The sequence below is a fragment of the Moorena sp. genome, assembly GCF_982860115.1.
Map to the genome: position 1 here is coordinate 1 of NZ_CEYLVT010000039.1, position 19,457 is coordinate 19,457.

Below are 19,457 nucleotides of genomic sequence, written 5' to 3' on the forward strand. Positions count from 1 at the left end.
GCTCCCTGCTCCCTGCTCCCTGCTCCGAGAAATTTTTAATTATAATAAAAAAAAATTATATTGTCAAATATTTTTTCTTTTCCGTAGTAAATATTTACAAATATTAAAAAAGAATTATAATTAACTGTGTAAGGCGCTACAAAGTTATACCTTTATAAAATAATTAAGCATAAATACGCATTGACATTATTTTATAAATTGGTATTGGGCGGCAAAAGCTGACCTATATAATATAGCGCAATGAAAAAGATTGGTGGAGCCGAGTTACTTGAACAATATGCTAGGGGTAGACGAGACTTTAGTGGAGTAGATATCAGTGAAGCTGACTTGTTTGAAGCAGATATACAAGGAATTGACCTGACCAGCAGCAATCTTAAAAAAACTTACCTGCCCTACTCTAATCTAAGTCAAGCCAAGTTGCACCAAGCTCAACTTCAAGCAGTTCAGTTAAGTGATGCCCAACTCTACCAGACTAATCTCTCTGGGGCGGATCTTCAGAATGCCAATCTGTTCAGAGCAAATCTACGTCGTGCCAATTTACAGGGCGCAAATCTAGCTGGTGCCAATCTCCAAGCAGCGGACTTGAGGGACACTGACCTTAGCCATGCCAATCTCAGCCATGCCAATTTGAGTAATGCTAACCTGAAAAGAGCTATCCTTACCAAGGCTCAGTTGAGGGGTTGCAACTTATTTCGAGCCCAGAACGTCGATAGTTGTGATGCCTACTTGGATAGTTCGACGATTTATCCTGATGGGCATAGAGCTGATGGCTCTGAGTGATCAAACACCTATCCGTTATTCACCTAATGACTTTATCACGACGTCACTTCTTTGCCTTAGCCAGTGCTAGCACCGCCAGTGTAATTCTAGCATCCCCGTTGAAAGAGGTTTTTGCCAAGAAGGCCCTTGGTAAATCATTTCGAGCTAAAGGCTTCGGTTCACTTCAGCCAGACCCTAATCAATTATTAGACCTGCCAACCGGATTTAGCTATAAAGTCTTATCCCGCACAGGTGACACCATGAGTGATAGCAATTTGGTGCCTGGTAGACCCGATGGCATGGCGGCTTTTCCTGCACCGGGAGGTAATACTGTCCTGGTGCGCAATCATGAACTTAGCCCCCATCAACTGGATAAACATGGATTGGTAGCAGTAGAGTATATCAAGTATGACCCCATGTGTCTCGGAGGGACAACAACACTAGTAGTGGGAGCCAATGGTCAACTGGTCAAACAGTACACTTCCCTTGCTGGTACTGAACGAAACTGTAGTGGTGGACCAACCCCTTGGGGTTCATGGATTACTTGTGAAGAAAGCACCGTTACTCCCACCACTTATCCGGTAGATGACCCCAGAAGTGTTTCGATGAAGCACGGCTATAACTTTGAAGTGCCCATTACCGGTCAAGTAGTGCAAGCTGAGCCTCTAGTGGCAATGGGTCGCTTTAACCATGAAGCCGTTGCAGTAGATCCCAATACTGGGATTGTTTATCAGACTGAAGACAGGATGGATGGCCTGTTCTATCGTTTTGTTCCCAAGGAACCAGGCAACTTAAAAGCAGGCGGTGTACTAGAGGCATTAAAGATCAAGGGAACATTTCAGAAAATCACGGTTAAAAACTTCCCTGTCGGTAAGCCCATGGCAGTGGAATGGGTTCGGATTGAGGATGTAGACCCCAAAGAAGATACTGTGCGGGTTGAAGGTTTTGCTAAAGGAGCAACCCAATTTACCAGGGGAGAAGGGGCATGGTACGGTAATAATGAAGTTTACTTTACATCTACTAGTGGTGGTTCGTTAAATCCAGAGACTGGATGGCCGAATGGAGCTGGTCAAGTCTGGCGCTATGTTCCTGGTAGCAATCCCCAAGAGGGTGGCACCATTGAACTGTTTATTGAGTCCCATGACCGCAGCTTACTAGAACACCCAGATAATGTGACCATTAGTCCTTCTGGAGATCTCATCCTCTGTGAAGATGGTGGTGGTGACCAATTCCTGGTTGGGGTTAATCCTAAAGGTGAGCTTTACCAGTTGGCACGGAATGCGATTAACAACAGTGAGTTTGCTGGTGTTTGCTTCTCACCCAATGGTCGGATCATGTTCGTGAACATTCAAGAGCCTGGTATCACATTCGCAATTCAAGGTCCTTGGGTTTAGAGTCTACAGCGGAACAGGGAACAGGGAACAGGGAACAGGGAACAGGGAGCAGGTAATATGGCATCAAAAATCACTACAATTCATTTAGAATCCCTGTAGCATTATTTCTATATTGTTGTGTCAGCATGACAACCGTTATTCTAAAATTTATCAGCTATATTTCAGCGTTTTACTCTCATAAAGATATGAGAGTTTTTTTTTACTAGTAATTACTGAAGTTAAATTTGCTTTTAACTAACATATAGCGTTTCTAGGACTTGTGAGGTAAAATTTCTGGTTTTTAGGGAGCAGGGAGCAGGGAGCAGGCAGCAGGGAGTAGGGAATTTCAAAATTAGTCAAAAATACTGAGGACATTATTACTATGATAACCGTTAAAATCCTAACTATTGAAAATCTCAACTAAAAAGGCAATATCATGAAAGTTTGGTCCAGACTTTCCTATCTAGTTATCGGTTTAGTTATCTGTACTTTTTTAGGTATTAAACTACAAAAGTCTGCTCAAGCAGACCAGTTGCTCAGACGCTACGGTATCCTCAAGACTTCCGCTATTAAGGATGATCAAAGCAAACCGGTTCCTGCAAATTTTCCAGGCAAGATGTCCTTATTTATTTTGGCAGGACAGTCGAATATGTCAGGAAGTGGTCCGTTGACACCTGCTAGTTCCGTTACCCACCCCAGAGTTTTTGTCTTTGGAAACGATTACCGCTGGCATCTAGGCAGCGAACCGATTGATTCACCAAGTGGACAAGTTGATCACGTCTGTTGAAGATAAGTCAGCTGGAGTCGGTCCAGGGATGGCCTTTGCTACTGAATTGCTCAAATACGATCCTGAACTGATTGTTGGTTTAATTCCCTGTGCTAAATGGGACACTACTATTCAACAGTGGCAAAAAGATCTAAGTGAAGATACTTTGTATGGCTCTTGCTTAAAGCGAGTCTATGCGGCTTCACCAATGGGAGAAATTAAAGGTATACTATTCTTTCAGGGAGAAAGTGATGCCCTTAATCCTAAAGCCGATCCAAGTCGAAGATATTTCCCTAATCAGTGGGCTGATAAATTTGTTACGTTGGTAAAAGATTTCCGTCAAGATTTAGGAAAACCTGAGTTACCAGTAGTTTTTGCTCAAATTGGCACCACTACTTTTAAAACAAAGCTCTCGAACTGGGAAACGGTTAAAGCGCAACAGGAAACAGTCCAGTTACCACCTACTGAGATGATTACTACAGATGACTTGGCTTTGCAAGACAAGGTTCACTTTACAACGGAAAGTTATTTGATTATTGGCAAAAGATTTGCTAAAAAATTTTGTAAACTTACTCAAAGATAATACTCAAAGATATAGCAATTATCATAGCTATAAAGTCTCAAGGGGTGACAACAAAGCTCAAACCTAGGCAGGTTTTAGGTTTTAGGTTTTAGGTTTTGGGTTTAATGAGCGCAACTCGTGTTGTTGTATTTTCCAGCAGTTGAAGCAATTTTCACCAATCCAACTGCATAGATAGTTTTAATCAATCCATCCCGCAAGGGCAATTTTACCTAAAACCTAACCCCTAAAACCTAACCCCTGTAAGATTTTCAATTAGCTTGTCACCCCCTGAGCTTTAGCTGAGTAAGATTTATCAGCAATGACGGAAATAAAAGAAACGTAATGAATTTCTGATTTACTCAAATTGCTAAAACCATTTATTTACAGATGATGAAAAAATATCGATTTTATTTATATGTAATTATTACTACTTTAGTAATTACCTTGATAGTTGGCTTGTCACCAACCATTAGCCAACCTATATTACTGGAGCCAAAATTACAAACCCTAACCGGTGAAAGATGGTTACAGCATCTAGAAGAAGACCTCAATCCTTGGTGGTTAATGGAAAGTGCTTTTGGAAAACCTGTAGGTAATTTTCCTAGCTTGCGATGTGAAAATGGAGAGATACTTGATTTGTCTCAACCATGCCCAACGTTTAAGGATTTAGAAGATGAAGACAATTGGATTAAAAATTTCTTTAATAAAAAGTACATAGTTGCTCAGTCTCGTCAAGTATACACCTACGGAGTAGCTTATCACTTGACTGGAAATCCTAAATTTTTAACTTTGGCTAAATCCGGATTAGATTGGATTCGTAACTATGGATTTGATCGAGAAAATGGAGGTGTATTTACTGTCTTATCTGAAGATAATCTTACTTCTCTTTCTTCTGCTTCAGAGCGTAATAGTCAAGAACTAGCCTATGCTTTACAGGGCATGGCGTTTTATTACTATCTAACTCAAGATGAAGAAGTCTTGCCAGATATCATTAAATTAAAAGACTTTATCTTTGAAAATTACTATGATTCAGAACAAGATATAATACTTCAATTCCCTAAAAACCCTCAAAACCAAGAATCCACAAAACAAAGGAAAGGAATAGTCTATCAATTAGATCAAATGAACACCTATCTAATGCTTCTCGCACCGATATTACCTGAACCTTACCAGTCGCAGTGGAAAAAAGATTTGGTTCACATCTCGCGTATCTTAATGAACCAGTTTTACAGTCCTGAATATAATACTTTTTGGTATTATATTGACAATCCAGAAGATAAAAAAATATTAACTGGCAAAACTGATTATGGACATTCAATAAAAACTTTGTGGATGATCTACCTAACTGGTAAATTAGTTAACAATGACAGATTTGTTACTTTTGCGAGAACTAGTGCTGATAAGTTATTCAAAGAAGCCTATGATTCTGAATCAGGAACATGGTATTCACGATTGTATGCTGATCAAAATAAAAAATTAATTAAAGACCTTAATAAAACTTGGTGGATCTATGCTGAATTGGATCAAGTAGCAGGAACTCTGAGTTTAGAAAACTCATCCTACGTTGACAACTATTTAAAATCAACAGTTAATTGGTGGTTTAAGCATATGGTAGATCATACTAATCATGGAATCTGGAATAAAGTAATTTGGCCAACATTAGAAACGAAAGGTTTTAAACAATCGAAATGGAAAAATGGTTTTCACAGTTACGAACATGCTTTAGTGGGTTATATTACTACTCAAGCAACTCAAGGAGAAAAAGTTAAACTATACTTTGCCCGTAAGGAAGGACAAGAAAACAAAGGAATTAGACCTTACTATAATACAGGTAAAATTGAAAAAATCAATAAAAAACCGTTACAATCAATACCTGAAATGAAGAAAATAGAAGTTACTTTCGCAGAAATTTACTAGAATCAATAAAATGCTGAACAAAATTCGCACAAACAAATTTGCATTTAGTCTAATTAGTAGCATAATTATCTTGATAGTTTGTTGCTTTTATACCGTATTTAAACCAATATTATCACAACAAACTACAGAAATAACGATGGGTCAACAATGGTTACAGCATCTAGAAGAAGACCTCAATCCTTGGTGGTTGATGGAAACTGCTTACGGTAAACCTGTGGGTAATTTTCCTAGTTTTCGCTGCGACAATGGTGATCTAGTAAATCCATCTAAACCCTGTTCAACTTTTACTAACTTAGGAGACAATTATAGTTATGTTACCAACAACTTAGATAAAAACTATATTGTCTCTCAGTCTCGTCAAGTTTACACATACTGCGTAGCCTATCATTTAAGTGGAAACCCAAAGTTTCTTAGTTTAGCAAAAGCTGGAATAGATTGGATTCGTAACTATGGACTTGATCGAGAAAATGGTGGTGCATTTAGTTACTTGAAAATAGAAAATCGCCAATCTGGCCCTTCTGTTTTAAAGCGTACTAGTCAAGAACTAGCCTATGCTTTACAGGGAATGGCTTTTTATTATTATCTAACTCAAGATCAGGAACTATTACCAGAAATTATTAAACTAAAGGACTTTATCTTTGAGACCTATTATGATCCAAAACTAGAGATGATGATGTGGCTTCCCAAGCAAGTTAAAAATGAAAATGTTACTAACAATTGGCTTAAACAGAAAAAACATTTGCTGTCCCAATTGGATCAGATCTATACCTACATGCTTATTCTGGTACCAATCTTACCAGAACCTTATCAATCAGAATGGAAACAAGATTTATTAAAATTATCAAGTACAGTAATCAACGAATTTTATAGCCCTGAATATAATCTATTCTGGATGGAAATTAACAATATAGGAGAGGGAAAACTGCCGACAGATTATGGTCATTCCATGAAAGCCTTTTGGATGATTTACTTAACTGGTAAACTTCTCAATAATCAAAGATTTATTGACTTTGCCCAAATCGGTGCATCTCGTATGCTAGAGGAAGCTTATGATGTAGAATCAGGGCTTTGGGGTAGAGGTATTAGTTTTGATGAGAATGATAAAGGTGTTCGTGACCTTGACAAAAAATGGTGGGTCTATGCTGAATTAGATCAAATGGCAGGAACACTTAGCTTGGAAGACTCATCCTACGTTGACAAATATTTAAAATCAACTGTTAATTGGTGGTTTGAAAATATGGTAGATCATACTAATCATGGAGTATGGAACTTACTGACTTGGCCGACCTTAGAAAAGCAATTACCTAAACAATACCACTGGAAAAATGGATTTCACTCCCATGAACATGCCCTAGTTGGCTATATTACTTCTCAGGCAAACCAAGGAGAACAAGTTAAACTATATTTTGCTCGCAAGAAAGGCAAAGAAAAAGATAATATTAAACCTTACTACTATACAGGTGATATTGTTGACATCAATAGCTCGCCAATGCCATCAATAACTGATAGTAATCTGCCTTCAATATCCGATTTGAATCGGGTAATAGTAAGTTTTACTGGTATTAAATAGGGTTTTCTGAACAGAAGGCAGAGGGCAGAAGAAAGGAGTAAGGTTTCAAGGGACAAGGTTTTTTATCACTAATTATCTGCACATGATATTAATATAACTCGGATTTTATTGTAAACTATTTATGGGCTTAGTGAAATAACCACTAAGCCTATTATCTTGTATTACAAAAGTGATCCATTTCCCGACTTCTGCGGCGAAGTCTATTGATTACTTTCCAAAGATAGCAATCCGTGTAGGAATTGTGATAATTTCGTTCACTACTCCCTACTCCCTACTCCCTACTCCCTACTCCCTACTCCCTGTTCTCTTCAAAATAACCAATGACTACTACCAACTCTTGGATCACTTGCCCAAAACCAAATCCTAAAGCCCGCCTGCGCCTATTTTGCTTTCCTTTTGCTGGTGGTGCTGCTTCTAGCTTTCGCACTTGGCCAGAGCAATTGGCACCGGATATCGAAGTCTGCCCAGTGGAACTGCCTGGACGGGGCAAGCGACTGCGGGAACCCCTGGTTACTGGACTATTGCCCCTGATTGAAACCCTAACACCACTGTTACTGCCCTATCTAGATATCCCCTTCGCTTTTTTTGGTCACAGTATGGGAACACTAATCAGCTTTGAATTAGCCCGTCAACTCCGCCGCCAGGAAGCCCCGAGTCCTCGACACCTGTTCATTTCCGGTCGCCGCGCTCCTCAATTAGCTGCCCGAAAACCTCCCATTCATAACTTGCCCAAGCCTGAGTTGATCGAAGAATTGCGTCAATATAATGGTACACCAGAGGCTGTGCTAGCAAACCAGGAGCTAATGGAGCTGTTTCTACCGATCCTGCGAGCCGATTTAGGGATTAACGAAACCTATACCTACACTACCGAACCCCCACTTAATTGTCCGATATCTGTTTTCGGAGGTTTGGAGGATACCGACGCCAACAGTGATGAACTTACTGCCTGGGGTGACCAAACCAGTAGCACTTTCACGATAGACATGTTTCCTGGTGGCCATTTCTTTATTAATAATAAAAAGGAGTGTAATCAGCTTTTGCAGCTAATCACAACGTTTGCGTACGCGCAAAGGTGATTCCTTGGGTCTTTCCTTGAAATCCCCATCTGGTGTTCCCGTAGCGGAGGCCGTAGGCCACCGCGAGCGGGGAGCAAAAGCTTTTGACCAGCTTTTATTAGAGTCCCTTTGCTATATATCGATTAATCTTTCGTAACAAAAAAACTGTTGACAAGAGTAGTAAAACCTGTATACTTCAAATTAGTGTAATAAAAAATGAATCTACTACACATAGTGTGTAGAAAACCGCGCTAATTGACCACTAGGTCTGATCGGACAGGTTATTTATAAAGAATTATTTGAATATTAAAAACTATAACTCCCGCCCAATAAGGATTATAGCAATAATAATAATAATTATCTAATATTTTTACACAGCAAGTTCGGTAGAACCTAAAAAATTAGCATTACAGAGTTGGGATACATACTCTGAATAAGTAGAGGTAAATATGGCTAAACAATTACTAAGCTACGAACGGATTTTTGGCGAAATTGATTTCAAAAAAGGCGATGAAGCCCGTTCAGTTTATTCTCCTGCCGCTGATGACTCTTAAACCTCATAAACGCCTCTATTTCAAGAAAGGCTTGAAGGCTATAGCCCTTATACAGTCTGTCTTCTAGCTTTATTATCACCCCTAAAGATGAGCGGGATTGTTATAAAATAATCTCTAAGGATAATCTTGAAGACTCCATGGGGTTGATTCAAGTCGTTTATGGATTGATACCATGGATGCAAAAGAATGACTTTTATGTCCATGAATTGTTAAAAATAATCAGTGGTGATTATGTCGATAAAATCGACTTGACTAAAGCCGAGACTATTCTAAATAAGTGGGGGCGATCGCCAAATAATTTTAAAACCACCGGCAAAGTAATTCCTATGAAAATCGTATCCTTTTTGACTGTCATATTCTTATTATTATCGTTTATCTTTGACAATGGTTTTGTCTATGCTGATGAACTGTTGAGTCACTGGAATCCGTATCGGTCATATATCCCTCCAACAAATATTGTAGGTAGTGGAGGTGATGATATGGGAGTGAGATTGATCGATCTCAACGGCGATGGATTGCTCGATATCGTGCAGAGTCGAGGTAAGTCACACGGAGCCTGGATCAATAATGGGAACAGCTGGAGAGAGACAAAATATATCACTCCCCCCATTGTGGGCGACGGAAGAGTCCAACAAGGAGATATGGGCGTGAGGTTCCTCGATCTCAACGGAGATGGATTGCTGGATATAGTGCAGAGTCGAGAGAACTATCCAGGAAAAATCGCCTCGATCAATACTGGCAATGATTGGAGTAATAACCAGAACAATTACACTCCTCCCCCGTACATTGTGGATAGTAAAGGTGATGATATGGGAGTGAGGTTGATCGATTTCAACGGGGATGGATTGCTGGATATGGTCCAGAATCAATATATTTCATCCTCGAACTCAAAAACCGGAGCCTGGTTCAATACTGGGAACGATTGGAGAGAGAGCCAGAACGGTTATATCCCTCCAACAAATATTGTGGCCGATGGGAAAGGTGATATGGGAGTGAGGTTGATCGATTTCAACGGCGATGGATTGCTGGATATGGTCCAGAATCAATATATTTCATCCTCAAAATCGCAAACCGGAGCCTGGTTCAATACTGGGAACGGTTGGAGTGAGAGCCAGAACGATTATATCCCTCCAACAAATATTGTGGCCGATGGGAAAGGTGATATGGGAGTGAGGTTGATCGATTTCAACGGCGATGGATTGCTGGATATGGTCCAGAATCAATATATTTCATCCTCAAAATCGCAAACCGGAGCCTGGTTCAATACTGGGAACGGTTGGAGTGAGAGCCAGAACGATTATATCCCTCCAACAAATATTGTGGCCGATGGGAAAGGTGATATGGGAGTGAGATTGATCGATCTCAACGGGGATGGATTGCTGGATATGATACAGAATCAATCAGACTCGCAAAAAGGAGCTTGGATCAATAATGGGAACGGTTGGAGTGAGGAAAAGGAATATATCCCCCCAACGCCTATTGTGGTTGAGGGGCAAGGTGATATGGGCGTAAGGTTGATCGATCTCAACGGCGATGGATTACTGGATATAGTGCAGAGTCGAGCGGACTGGCGAACAGGAGCCTGGATCAATAGTCGGAAACTTGTGAAAATTGCCTCCCAATAAACTCTAGTTACCACATTGCATTACATCTTTTAAAAAAAAATTATACGAGGTCGTTAATGTCTACTGTATTGCAACAATCTACCTGTTTTGGCATTTTAAGCGTTTTTGCTCGAACCATCGGCAGAAAATTTTTAATTGGATTCTTGATCTGCTTATATATCTTCTTAAATGGATTCCAGGGAATTCTGGTACCGTCTGCGTCTGCCGAACCTCTAACTGCTCCCTATTATACTTCCCAAGATAAAGGGCATTTTGAAACAGACCTGCACACAGGCGCAGCCACCTATCGCCTTCCGATTGAAGTTCCTCCAGGCATTAAAAAAATACAGCCTAAACTGGCTTTTACCTACAACAGCCAGGATCCGAACGACATTATGGGCATGGGCTGGCAGGTCAGTGGCCTTTCTAAACTTGAACGCTGTGGAGCAACTTACATCCAGGATGGGTTCAAAGGAGGAGTTAACTACGATTCTGATGACCGCTTTTGTCTAGACGGGCAGCGGCTGATTGGCCTTAACGAAAATTCGGGGGAGCCATACTGGAAGCCGGACGCCCCAAATGAATATCGAACGGAGAAAGAAAGTTGGAAAAAGATTGTAGCGCTTAATGATAATCCTTCACAAAGTGGTGTGGAGAAATGCAATCCAAACGAACCTTGCCGATTTGAGGTGACTTTAAAAGACGGGACCGTTTTGAGTTACGGCAATCTATCGGCAGACTACAGTTCGCAGGCTGTTTTAAAGGGACGTTTTTTGACGGAGCGATCGGATAATGCCTATACGCGCGTTTGGGCGTTGGTGGGGAAAAAAGATCGCTACGGAAATGATATGACGATTCAATATGGTGAACATGAAAACCGATACTATGTTGAGCAAATCAATTATGCCTATAGTAATGGGGGGGCAAAAAGCAAAGTTATTTTCGGTTATGAAAATCGTCCCGATCAATTTACCAGGGTTCAAAGTAAAGCCTACATTGAAACCCGGCTTAGACTTTCCTCTGTGGCAACGAAGCTATCCGATCCAGCCAAGCGAAGGGATATTCTCGTAAAACAATACAACATAACCTACAGAACCAGTTCGTATACTAACCGGAGTTTAGTCGCCTCGATTCAAGAATGTGCTCCAAAAGACATGGCGTCTACTTCAGCAGACCAATGTTTTCCAGCAACTGAGTTTGCCTGGACTCCAGTACCTAGACCTGCTGATAGCATCGCACAAATTACGAATCCCTTGGGTGGAAAGATTTTGATCGGCTACGGCCCCTTGACAAGGTCTTCTTTATATCAAGGTTTGCCTGCTAAACCCAATCAAAATCAAATGGACGCTACCTTTGGGGCAACTGTGGTTTCTGCCAATACAAATATTACTTCGCCAAATCGGGAGATTCCTGCACCGATAAACGTCGGTTCTCAGGTGAGAAATATCAATGTAGGCGGACAAGCAAAACGCTATGTGGTGGACAGCTATCTGCTCAGAGAAGGAAAACCAGACTCGGCAACAGGAAAACAAGGGTATCAATACCGATATGATTTTTTCTACCAGGGCGCAAAACTCAACCGGCAGGGGAGAGGCTGGTTGGGCTTTGAGTTTGTGAGCAAAAAAGATTTTGCCTTAAACTCTGTGGTGACGACAACCTATACTCAGGAGTTCCCCTTAATTGGTTTTCGCCAAAATATTTTGCAATGCGATGTATCGCAAATGCAATCGGGTTCCCATGGTTGCCCATCCTCTGGTATCAAGCAATTCCAACGCTTTACGTACAAATGTAGTGCTGGCAAGAACAGTGAAAACTCGCAATGTACTTATGCCCCCGAAGTTGGCGGAAATTTACTAAATCCAAACACTTACCAAACCTTTCTGACTCAGAAATTTAATGCTGACCCCACCTTTGGATTCAGTGTGGTTACCAATTATGAATATGATGCTTACGGCAATCCTACTAAGCAAACAAGAGAAGGAGATATCAACAGAGATCATCAGCCAGTAACCATATACCATACTTATCACAATGACCTGCAAAATTGGCGATTGGGATTCCCCCGCTATAGCAGAATCAGCACCAATGGGAAGCTTGCTTACGAGCAGGTAGAAACTACTGATTTTGAGCTGGGTCGGGATCTTCAATGGAGTTTTGATAACTACAATAGTCAGGGTATTTTACAGAGTTCGCTAGCTTATGACAGCGAAAATAATCAATGGGTGGGTAAAGCCTATAGAGAATATACAAATTATGGATATCCTCAAAGTATTGTTCAAGTTGCAGCACTCGATAGCCCAGAAACGACCTACAATCTAATTGGCAAGGACAATATCCCCTTGGCAAGTAAGATTACTTACGATGGCAACTATCCTGCGCTTGCCATAAAACAGGAATCAGCCCAACCTGATGTCAGCAAAAAAGCCCTTACCTCTTATACCTTTTACGATCCGCGTTTTGGCAAAAAGGTCGGCAGTAAATCTTCAGGTAATCTCTGGGATATACAATGCCTCGATCCTTTTGGGAGAATGATATTGCATCAAGAGCTTATTCCCGATGAAATTAAGCAGCAAGGCATTGCTGGAGATGGTCAATCTTGTTCAAATATGATGATCGGGGATGCCAGCCCCATCAAACCGAGCAAGGAGAAGCTTATAGTCTACAAAGACATGAGTTGGCATCAGGATTCTGCGGGCACAAGCTACTTTGAGCACAAAGACCGTATCTTATGGAAGGCAGATCCAGAGGGTTTTCGAGCCACTATTCTCTATAAAGATGGACTGGGAAGATCCTATAGGACAGTGCACCAACGAGAAGCTGGAAAACAGGTCGTACTGCAAAAAGTTTGGCAAACGCCGCAACTCCTTGCTCAAAAAAGTAATCCTTACTTTCTCTCGGAAGGGAATGTGAGTTGGGTAGAGTACAAATACGATTCAACGGGGAGGATGACCCAACAAATCACTCCGTTTGATGCCAATCAAGATGGTTCTTCCCCCACAACCACCACCTGGAACTACAGCGATGGAAATACAATCACGGAAACCACAAGTAATGCCTTGGGCAAGCCCCACATCAATGTAACGAAGTTTGCTTTCTACAACAATAAGAGAAAACCGATTTCCGTGGCACAGGGCGATCAAGAAGGCACTTTGGCGACGACTCAATACCAGTATGATGGTTTAGGAAGGACAGTTGAAGTAGAAAGCCCAGGAAGCGCTTCCATGGCCGTGACCAACCACTTCAAATACAATTCTTTAGGCGATGTGATTGGAAAAGAGGAATGGGTCACTGCTGATTCACAAAAGGTGCTGTCTAACAATAGCTACCAATACGATCTGCGAGGAAATTTAGAAAACAAAATAGATGCAAAAGGACAAGTCATTAGCTACCAGTATGATAACGTAAACCGTCTTCTCCAAGACTCTGTCAACGGAACGCTAATAACAGGAGAGCTGATTACAACGACGACCAACCGTGAATACTATGATGAGATTCCTGACAGTTCTGGCGATTCAAAGTATAACTCAGCTCAGCTATCCAGGATTTCTTCAACAGAAACAATTGACAGTGAGGAATATCGTGCTATTTATTCCTATGACTTTAATCAATATAACTCCCAAGGGAACGTTATCGATAAGGCAGTATTTTTGCCGAATGAATACCAAACAGATTTGGAAACCGCATGTCCTCAATATACGGACCAAGGTTGCCAATTTGGCATGACTTATACCCCCACAGGAAGATTATTAACCAAAACTCTTCCAGACGATAGCACAGTGATTAAAGCCTACCAGGATTACAGTGGATTTCTGGAATCAATTAGTTACGAAACCCAGAATAAAACGGAAAAATACGCCGATTTTGAGGATTACAACGTTCGTTCCAGAGTGCGTCAAATTGAATATTACAATCCGACAACAGTTAGCCCTGATATAGTGCTGACTCCGACCGAAATTGAGCAATTTGACTATTATCCAGAGTCTGGTTTATTAGCAAACCATGGTCTGATAAGCAACCAAGCCTTGCATGAGAGTGAAGCGTTACAGGAAAAGTATCGGGAAATTCAGCATCTAAAAGAAGAAAATCGCTTGCTTCAACAAAAAAATCAAGATTCGCAAAATGAAATGGCAACTCTCGCTGATGAGCAAGGGAAAAAGGAAGCGTTATTAGACGAAATCAACTCTCTGGATACAAAGATTAACCAAAATCGAGAAATGATAGAACGCAAAGAAGGTATTTTGTCGGATACCCAGGGCGTTCTGCTTCATTATACTTATAATTGGGATCAACTCGGGAATTTACTGAATATCAATAATTCAGAGGTCGGAAAAAGCCAATCTTTTACATACGAAAACAACCGCTTGAAGACAGCGAGTGCTTCGGATCTCTACGGTACCATTACCTATGATTATGACCCTTCCGGAAATATGACCCAAAAGAGTTATACCGGTGGTTCTAATGATGGATCGGTGATCTACGATCAGTTTGAGGGCAACCGACTGTTATCAGCAAAGTCCAGCACGGGGGAAACGACTTTCTATTACGATGATAATGGGAATTTGTTTTTTAAAACCAACAGTGCAGATGACGGGAATTATATTTATATTTATGATGCTAAAAACAGACTCCGTTCAGCACAAAAGACAGAGCTACCAGGCTTTAATGAAGAATACCAATACGCCAGTAGTGGTCGAAGAATTATCAAGACGAATCAAGGGAAAGACCAAACTGTCCTCTATGTAGATCCTAGCTATATTATTCAAAAAACCGGATCGGAACTAACAAGCACAAGCTATGTGGGCAAGATTGCGGCGGTCAAGAAAACCTTGGGTGCGGATGGAGTGGCTACAGATGAAAAAACGATCTTTTTTCATAAAAACCAAGTCAATAGTACCGAGGTGGTCTCTGGTTCAGAAAATAAAAATGTGGTTTATGAACCTTACGGAAAGATTGTTCTCGATCAAAGTTCACCGGATCTATCTGACTTCCGCCCTAAATTTGGCAGCAAAGAACTGGATGATACCCAACTCTATTATTTCAATGCCCGTTATTACGATCCTGAGATGGCGCGATTTATCACTCGCGATAGCCAACTCGGTGCTAGCAGGTTTACCCAGGATGCGTTTAATCGATATGCTTATGTGCTGAATAACCCTATGGCTTCTATCGATCCTAGTGGGCATTGTCTGGGCATCATAGCTGGTGTTGGCACAGGTTCACTCGCTATAGTAGGAGCATTGAGTGCAGTAGAAGGAGGGGTATCTGCGATATCGGCTGGAATAGGGTCCAAGAGTGGTGGTAAAAAACAAGAAAGGGCAAATACAGTAGCCCTAGTTACAGGTATATGCACTGGTGTGGACGCAATAACCTTCCTGGGAGGATGGGGAAAGAAAAAATGGGCAAAGCGTACTAAGCGTACTGGTAATGCTGAGGCAGGTGATGAAGTAGCAGATAATGCAACGGAAGAGACTACCCAATATGCAACGGAAGAGACTACCCAATATGCAACAGAAATGACTACCCAATATGCAACAGAAATGACTACCCAATATGCAACAGAAGTGCCTATAAAGGTTCCAGGGGCAGGAGGCATGCTTTCTCCAGAGCCACCAAGTTGTTCTGACCAACGTTTTAGTTTTATCCCTGCAACAAAAATCTCTTCTAGGTCAGGCATGAAAAATATCGAAGATCTGCAACTCAAAGAGAAAATATGGGGATATAACGAAAAAACTCGGCAAACGGATTTATTTCCTGTTACAGCAAAATCTGTAAAATTGCATAATGATGCAGTTACGCTGAAGACGAAATCAGGAAAAACCATCGGCACAACAACGGAGCATCCTTTTTATGTCAAAAACAAAGGATGGGTGCCAGCAGGAAAATTAAAAGAGGGGGATGCCATCCGTTCCCAAGATGGCACATCGGTTATTCTGGAAAGCGTAACGGTTGATTATGTAGAAGAAGCCTTTCCTGCTTATAATCTTTCCGTTGACAAAGCTCATAACTTTTTTGTTTCCGAAGACAAATTATTGGTTCATAATTGCGGTAGCGAAGAAGATGCGGCTGAAGGGGAAGAAGGTGCTGGCGAAACAGCAGGGGAAAGTGCCGCTGATGAAGGCGTGGGTTCTGCTAGTGCCGCTGCCAGCGAAGAAGCGGGAACGGGCATGGGTGTTGCGGAAGCTGCTGGCGCTGCGGAAGTGGAAGCACTACCGTCAGAAATAGAAATGGTTGCGGAAGTTGCGTTATTCTTCCTAGCGCTTTAAGCAAATAACTCAATGCCGGGATGTCCTGAAAGTGCGATCGCAGCTCTTGTAGCGACTGTCTTAAACGTGCGATCGCTCTTGTAGGGTGCGCTATTCGAAAGTATAATACACCAACTCAACCCCAAAAAGCGAAAGAGTCTTTAAAAGCATCTTCCGATTCTTCCCAGTCCCAATCCCAAGGAAAAATCAATCCAATCACCGGTATGACAACCGAGGCTGAGATTGAGAAATTGAGTGAGGCACTTGCCGGTGCTTCTAACCTGTCCAAAGATGATGCAGCCTCTTTTTTAAACCAGGCACAAGGTCTTAGAGACAAAATGGAAAGTGGTCAACCCATCTCAAAGTCGGAAATAGCCTCTTTCAAAGACTCTACCGGCGATATGTTTAAGAAATTGGAGGATGTCAAAGGTTTTGATCAATTAAAAAATCCATTTACCATGACCGAGAGTGAGGTCAATCAACAAGTGGATCAACTTGCTCAGGCGATGGAGAAAGCGGTAAAAGTCCCTTCAGACAATACCAAAAAAATGCTCAAGGATACCTATGCCTTAATGGATCATTTAACCAATACCAAGCGTCATAGCAATTCTCCCGATGGTGGCACAAAAGATGACTCAGATCCCAATGCCTCTGGCGCTGATTATCAAACCTTACTCAATAACTTCAAAGAATCTTATAGCCAGCATTATGATGCCTTAGGGTCAAGCCAAGCATGTTTTCCCATTGGTGGTCATTTGTTTAATATGACCAAAGATGAACTGGATGCTGAGATTAAGGATATTAACAAAAAAATAGCAGACGCGAAACAACTTCCACCAGAGCAAATTAGTTCGTTCGTGATGCCTATGCCCTAAGAGAAAAGCTATTTGAAGTTTCTAAATCCGCCGAAAATCCTGATAGCACCGATAGCTCTACTACAGACGATAAAGTTGCGAAAAATGAGGTTAATCGAGATATAGGTGAATTTAACCAAAAACATGCTGGCACGATGGAGGAGATAGTGCGGGCGTCACTCAAGTAGGGTGGGTTCGATTACACAAGAGCTATCAAGACATTTTTTGACCGACTATCACCGAACGCACCATAAACGAGGACCTCAATTCATCAGGTTGACTCAAAGGGGGGATAATGTTGAGGCACGAAACCCAACAATCACGAGCTTTTGCGTAACCTTTCTGATGCTGCACTGGACAAACTGGCGATCGCTTAGCTCGTAACCGTTAGATCCCTGCCGCCAGTGAGCTTGAACGTTAGAGTCCCTCACCTCGATTAACTCATAAATTTCTCGAGGATGGGGCTGGCGCACCACGCAGCATCCCTTCTGTACTCAAATCCTCGTCTATGTCGCTCCAGTGGATGCCATAACCACCACCGCAAACTTCCCAATTTGAACGTTGATCTGGTGTGGCGTTAAGTAGCCTTGGGTACCAAACTAGAGGTACGGTAATTTTCCGCCCATCCATTAAATCAACACTAATGGTTTCTTCAGTAAAGTAGACATTCTTAACTCTCTCATCCGCTCGAATTGCCAAAATACCCATACCAAGCCTCTAATAGATTTTTCTGATTGTCCTGGACTATCCCTTGCAATTTCCGAAGTTCCTTAGCACTGAAACCAACATTGCTAGCTAGACTGACTGGTTCCAGCCAGAATTTAGCAGATGAAGCATCACGGTCAATATGGATGTGCGGTGGTTCATTCGGCTCATGACTATAAAAGTAGAAACGATAAGGACCGATCCGTAAAATTGTTGGCATAATGGAATAATTCTAACACTATGCTGGTTACCATGTCTTGAACTTTGGCTTGCAGCGCGATCAAGTCGTCTGGTAGTGCGTACGCTCAAGTAGGGTGGGTTCGATTACACAAGATCTATCAAGACATTTATTGACCGAATATCACTGAACGCACCATCCCACCCAATAGATCTTGAGATCTTGTAGCATTTTGAGAAACTAGGGATTAAGCTGCTATTTCTACAAATCCGACTTGGGTTTGAGGTTGAGGGATTTTTTCTCCTTTTTCGACCAAAACTTCCAGATAAAGTGCGATCGCCTCTTTAACATTTTCTTGGACTTCTTCCAAACTGTCACCAATACTAACACAACCGGGTAAATCTGGCACAATTGCCCCCCAGTTGGTATCGCCTTTTTCATAAATTACTGCATATTTTTTCATCGTTCATCTCCTAACTGTGCTTGTTTCCAAATTGCACCTAATGTTCCGATGGGTATATCATCACTTAGCTTACCTGGAACTACTACAATACCTGGCTTTTGAGGATGAGTTAAAATTCTATGACTTCCCCGCATTCTTACTTGATACCATCCATCTTTTTTTAATCGCTTAAGTACCTCTTTAACTTTCATTCAGACAGTTTTTATTAAGTTTAATCGGATTATAACTATTTTATAGTGTTAGATTATCAACCTATTGTAACTAATTAATTGGATATTATTTTCTATTTTTTAGAATTATCTACAAAGTAATAATTGTGGAATCTATTAGTATAATTTTTTAAAATTATACTAATAGATAGTCACGCAAATCAGTAAGCGCACGTGTTAGTTCAGAACTCGCATGATTCATGATTCATCTCCTCAAGATCGAGAGTATTAATTTGTTCGGGCTTGACAATTTGTTGCACTTTTATATTATAGTGCGTACCCGATCTTGTCGGCTGGGTTTAGGAAATGCTTTAGTAACGCACCCCCACACTTTGCTAGAATGCAGCTAAGAAGCAAAGGTTGGGAGGAACGTAGGTCGATGACCATTGTTGTTACCCTTAGCTCAGAATTAGAAGCACTACTGCGTGAATATGCTGCTCAGCGAGGTCAAGATGTTAGCTTGGTTGCGTCTGAATTGCTGGCTAGTGTCTTAGAGTCGGAGGTGGAAGATTCACAGGAGGCTATAAAGGGCATTCAAAAAGGACTGAATGATTTCCAGGCAGGTCGATTTCGGTCTTTCGCTGAGTTTGCCCAAGAGCAGCGTCGCCAGTATAACCTGCCAGTCGATTCATGAAATACTCTCTTG

Annotated in this window: 16 protein-coding genes; 12 read left to right on the forward strand and 4 right to left on the reverse strand. The window is 41.3% G+C overall.

Going from position 1 to position 19,457, the window contains the following annotated elements:
• The first annotated feature begins 240 nt into the window (after positions 1-240).
• The 11 genes from AC4II3_RS09290 (at position 241) to AC4II3_RS09340 (ending at position 17,277) form a co-directional block, all read left to right on the forward strand.
• Positions 241-780, forward strand: coding sequence for a pentapeptide repeat-containing protein (locus AC4II3_RS09290; RefSeq protein WP_488016883.1), 540 nt, complete (start codon positions 241-243; stop codon positions 778-780).
• Between the two features lie 26 nt (positions 781-806).
• A complete protein-coding gene (locus AC4II3_RS09295) occupies positions 807-2,153 on the forward strand; it encodes an alkaline phosphatase PhoX (protein WP_488016885.1) in 1,347 nt (448 codons plus the stop codon).
• 415 nt (positions 2,154-2,568) lie between these two features.
• Entirely contained in the window at positions 2,569-2,919 is a 351-nt protein-coding gene (locus AC4II3_RS09300) for a sialate O-acetylesterase (protein WP_488016887.1), read from the forward strand.
• Positions 2,894-3,481 (forward strand): sialate O-acetylesterase, encoded by a 588-nt coding sequence (locus AC4II3_RS09305; protein ID WP_488029284.1) that lies wholly within the window; start codon positions 2,894-2,896, stop codon positions 3,479-3,481. Before AC4II3_RS09300 ends, AC4II3_RS09305 begins: the two co-directional genes overlap by 26 nt.
• 366 nt (positions 3,482-3,847) lie before the next feature.
• Positions 3,848-5,377 carry an AGE family epimerase/isomerase gene (locus AC4II3_RS09310; RefSeq protein ID WP_488008108.1) on the forward strand — a complete coding sequence of 510 codons (1,530 nt, stop codon included), beginning with the start codon at positions 3,848-3,850 and terminating at the stop codon, positions 5,375-5,377.
• A gap of 10 nt (positions 5,378-5,387) precedes the next feature.
• The gene (locus tag AC4II3_RS09315) at positions 5,388-6,947 is read left to right on the forward strand and encodes an AGE family epimerase/isomerase (RefSeq protein WP_488008110.1); all 1,560 of its coding nucleotides are present in this window, start codon (positions 5,388-5,390) and stop codon (positions 6,945-6,947) included.
• A 241-nt stretch (positions 6,948-7,188) separates the two neighbouring features.
• On the forward strand, positions 7,189-7,314 hold the full coding sequence (locus tag AC4II3_RS09320) for a hypothetical protein (protein ID WP_488008112.1): 126 nt from the start codon (positions 7,189-7,191) through the stop codon (positions 7,312-7,314).
• Positions 7,268-8,023, forward strand: coding sequence for a thioesterase II family protein (locus AC4II3_RS09325; protein WP_488008114.1), 756 nt, complete (start codon positions 7,268-7,270; stop codon positions 8,021-8,023). The genes AC4II3_RS09320 and AC4II3_RS09325 overlap by 47 nt, the downstream gene beginning before the upstream one ends.
• Before the next feature lie 670 nt (positions 8,024-8,693).
• Positions 8,694-10,181: an FG-GAP repeat domain-containing protein gene (locus tag AC4II3_RS09330; RefSeq protein WP_490722808.1), complete on the forward strand. Its 1,488-nt coding sequence runs from the start codon at positions 8,694-8,696 to the stop codon at positions 10,179-10,181.
• A gap of 56 nt (positions 10,182-10,237) precedes the next feature.
• On the forward strand, positions 10,238-16,423 hold the full coding sequence (locus AC4II3_RS09335) for an RHS repeat-associated core domain-containing protein (protein ID WP_488008119.1): 6,186 nt from the start codon (positions 10,238-10,240) through the stop codon (positions 16,421-16,423).
• A 203-nt stretch (positions 16,424-16,626) separates the two neighbouring features.
• Positions 16,627-17,277: a hypothetical protein gene (locus AC4II3_RS09340; protein ID WP_488008121.1), complete on the forward strand. Its 651-nt coding sequence runs from the start codon at positions 16,627-16,629 to the stop codon at positions 17,275-17,277.
• 420 nt (positions 17,278-17,697) lie between these two features.
• On the opposite strand, the gene AC4II3_RS09345 is transcribed toward AC4II3_RS09340, so the two are convergent.
• From AC4II3_RS09345 to AC4II3_RS09360, 4 genes are all read right to left on the reverse strand, one after another.
• Positions 17,698-17,964 carry a DUF2442 domain-containing protein gene (locus AC4II3_RS09345; protein WP_008189761.1) on the reverse strand — a complete coding sequence of 89 codons (267 nt, stop codon included), beginning with the start codon at positions 17,962-17,964 and terminating at the stop codon, positions 17,698-17,700.
• On the reverse strand, positions 17,936-18,181 hold the full coding sequence (locus AC4II3_RS09350) for a DUF4160 domain-containing protein (protein WP_488008124.1): 246 nt from the start codon (positions 18,179-18,181) through the stop codon (positions 17,936-17,938). The genes AC4II3_RS09345 and AC4II3_RS09350 overlap by 29 nt, the downstream gene beginning before the upstream one ends.
• 205 nt (positions 18,182-18,386) lie before the next feature.
• Positions 18,387-18,602 carry a type II toxin-antitoxin system HicB family antitoxin gene (locus tag AC4II3_RS09355; protein ID WP_075896543.1) on the reverse strand — a complete coding sequence of 72 codons (216 nt, stop codon included), beginning with the start codon at positions 18,600-18,602 and terminating at the stop codon, positions 18,387-18,389.
• Entirely contained in the window at positions 18,599-18,793 is a 195-nt protein-coding gene (locus tag AC4II3_RS09360) for a type II toxin-antitoxin system HicA family toxin (RefSeq protein WP_488008127.1), read from the reverse strand. The genes AC4II3_RS09355 and AC4II3_RS09360 overlap by 4 nt, the downstream gene beginning before the upstream one ends.
• Before the next feature lie 397 nt (positions 18,794-19,190).
• Here AC4II3_RS09360 and AC4II3_RS09365 point away from each other — a divergent pair, with 397 nt between their 5' ends.
• Positions 19,191-19,445 (forward strand): hypothetical protein, encoded by a 255-nt coding sequence (locus tag AC4II3_RS09365; protein WP_008189740.1) that lies wholly within the window; start codon positions 19,191-19,193, stop codon positions 19,443-19,445.
• The last annotated feature ends 12 nt before the right edge of the window (positions 19,446-19,457 follow it).

Coding starts and splice junctions, on each gene's coding strand:
- AC4II3_RS09290 (WP_488016883.1), top strand. CDS start 241: ATGAAAAAGATTGGTGGAGCCGAGTTACTTGAACAATATGCTAGGGGT.
- AC4II3_RS09295 (WP_488016885.1), top strand. CDS start 807: ATGACTTTATCACGACGTCACTTCTTTGCCTTAGCCAGTGCTAGCACC.
- AC4II3_RS09300 (WP_488016887.1), top strand. CDS start 2,569: ATGAAAGTTTGGTCCAGACTTTCCTATCTAGTTATCGGTTTAGTTATC.
- AC4II3_RS09310 (WP_488008108.1), top strand. CDS start 3,848: ATGATGAAAAAATATCGATTTTATTTATATGTAATTATTACTACTTTA.
- AC4II3_RS09315 (WP_488008110.1), top strand. CDS start 5,388: ATGCTGAACAAAATTCGCACAAACAAATTTGCATTTAGTCTAATTAGT.
- AC4II3_RS09325 (WP_488008114.1), top strand. CDS start 7,268: ATGACTACTACCAACTCTTGGATCACTTGCCCAAAACCAAATCCTAAA.
- AC4II3_RS09330 (WP_490722808.1), top strand. CDS start 8,694: ATGGGGTTGATTCAAGTCGTTTATGGATTGATACCATGGATGCAAAAG.
- AC4II3_RS09335 (WP_488008119.1), top strand. CDS start 10,238: ATGTCTACTGTATTGCAACAATCTACCTGTTTTGGCATTTTAAGCGTT.
- AC4II3_RS09340 (WP_488008121.1), top strand. CDS start 16,627: ATGACAACCGAGGCTGAGATTGAGAAATTGAGTGAGGCACTTGCCGGT.
- AC4II3_RS09345 (WP_008189761.1), bottom strand. CDS start 17,964: ATGGGTATTTTGGCAATTCGAGCGGATGAGAGAGTTAAGAATGTCTAC.
- AC4II3_RS09350 (WP_488008124.1), bottom strand. CDS start 18,181: ATGCCAACAATTTTACGGATCGGTCCTTATCGTTTCTACTTTTATAGT.
- AC4II3_RS09355 (WP_075896543.1), bottom strand. CDS start 18,602: ATGAAAAAATATGCAGTAATTTATGAAAAAGGCGATACCAACTGGGGG.
- AC4II3_RS09360 (WP_488008127.1), bottom strand. CDS start 18,793: ATGAAAGTTAAAGAGGTACTTAAGCGATTAAAAAAAGATGGATGGTAT.
- AC4II3_RS09365 (WP_008189740.1), top strand. CDS start 19,191: ATGACCATTGTTGTTACCCTTAGCTCAGAATTAGAAGCACTACTGCGT.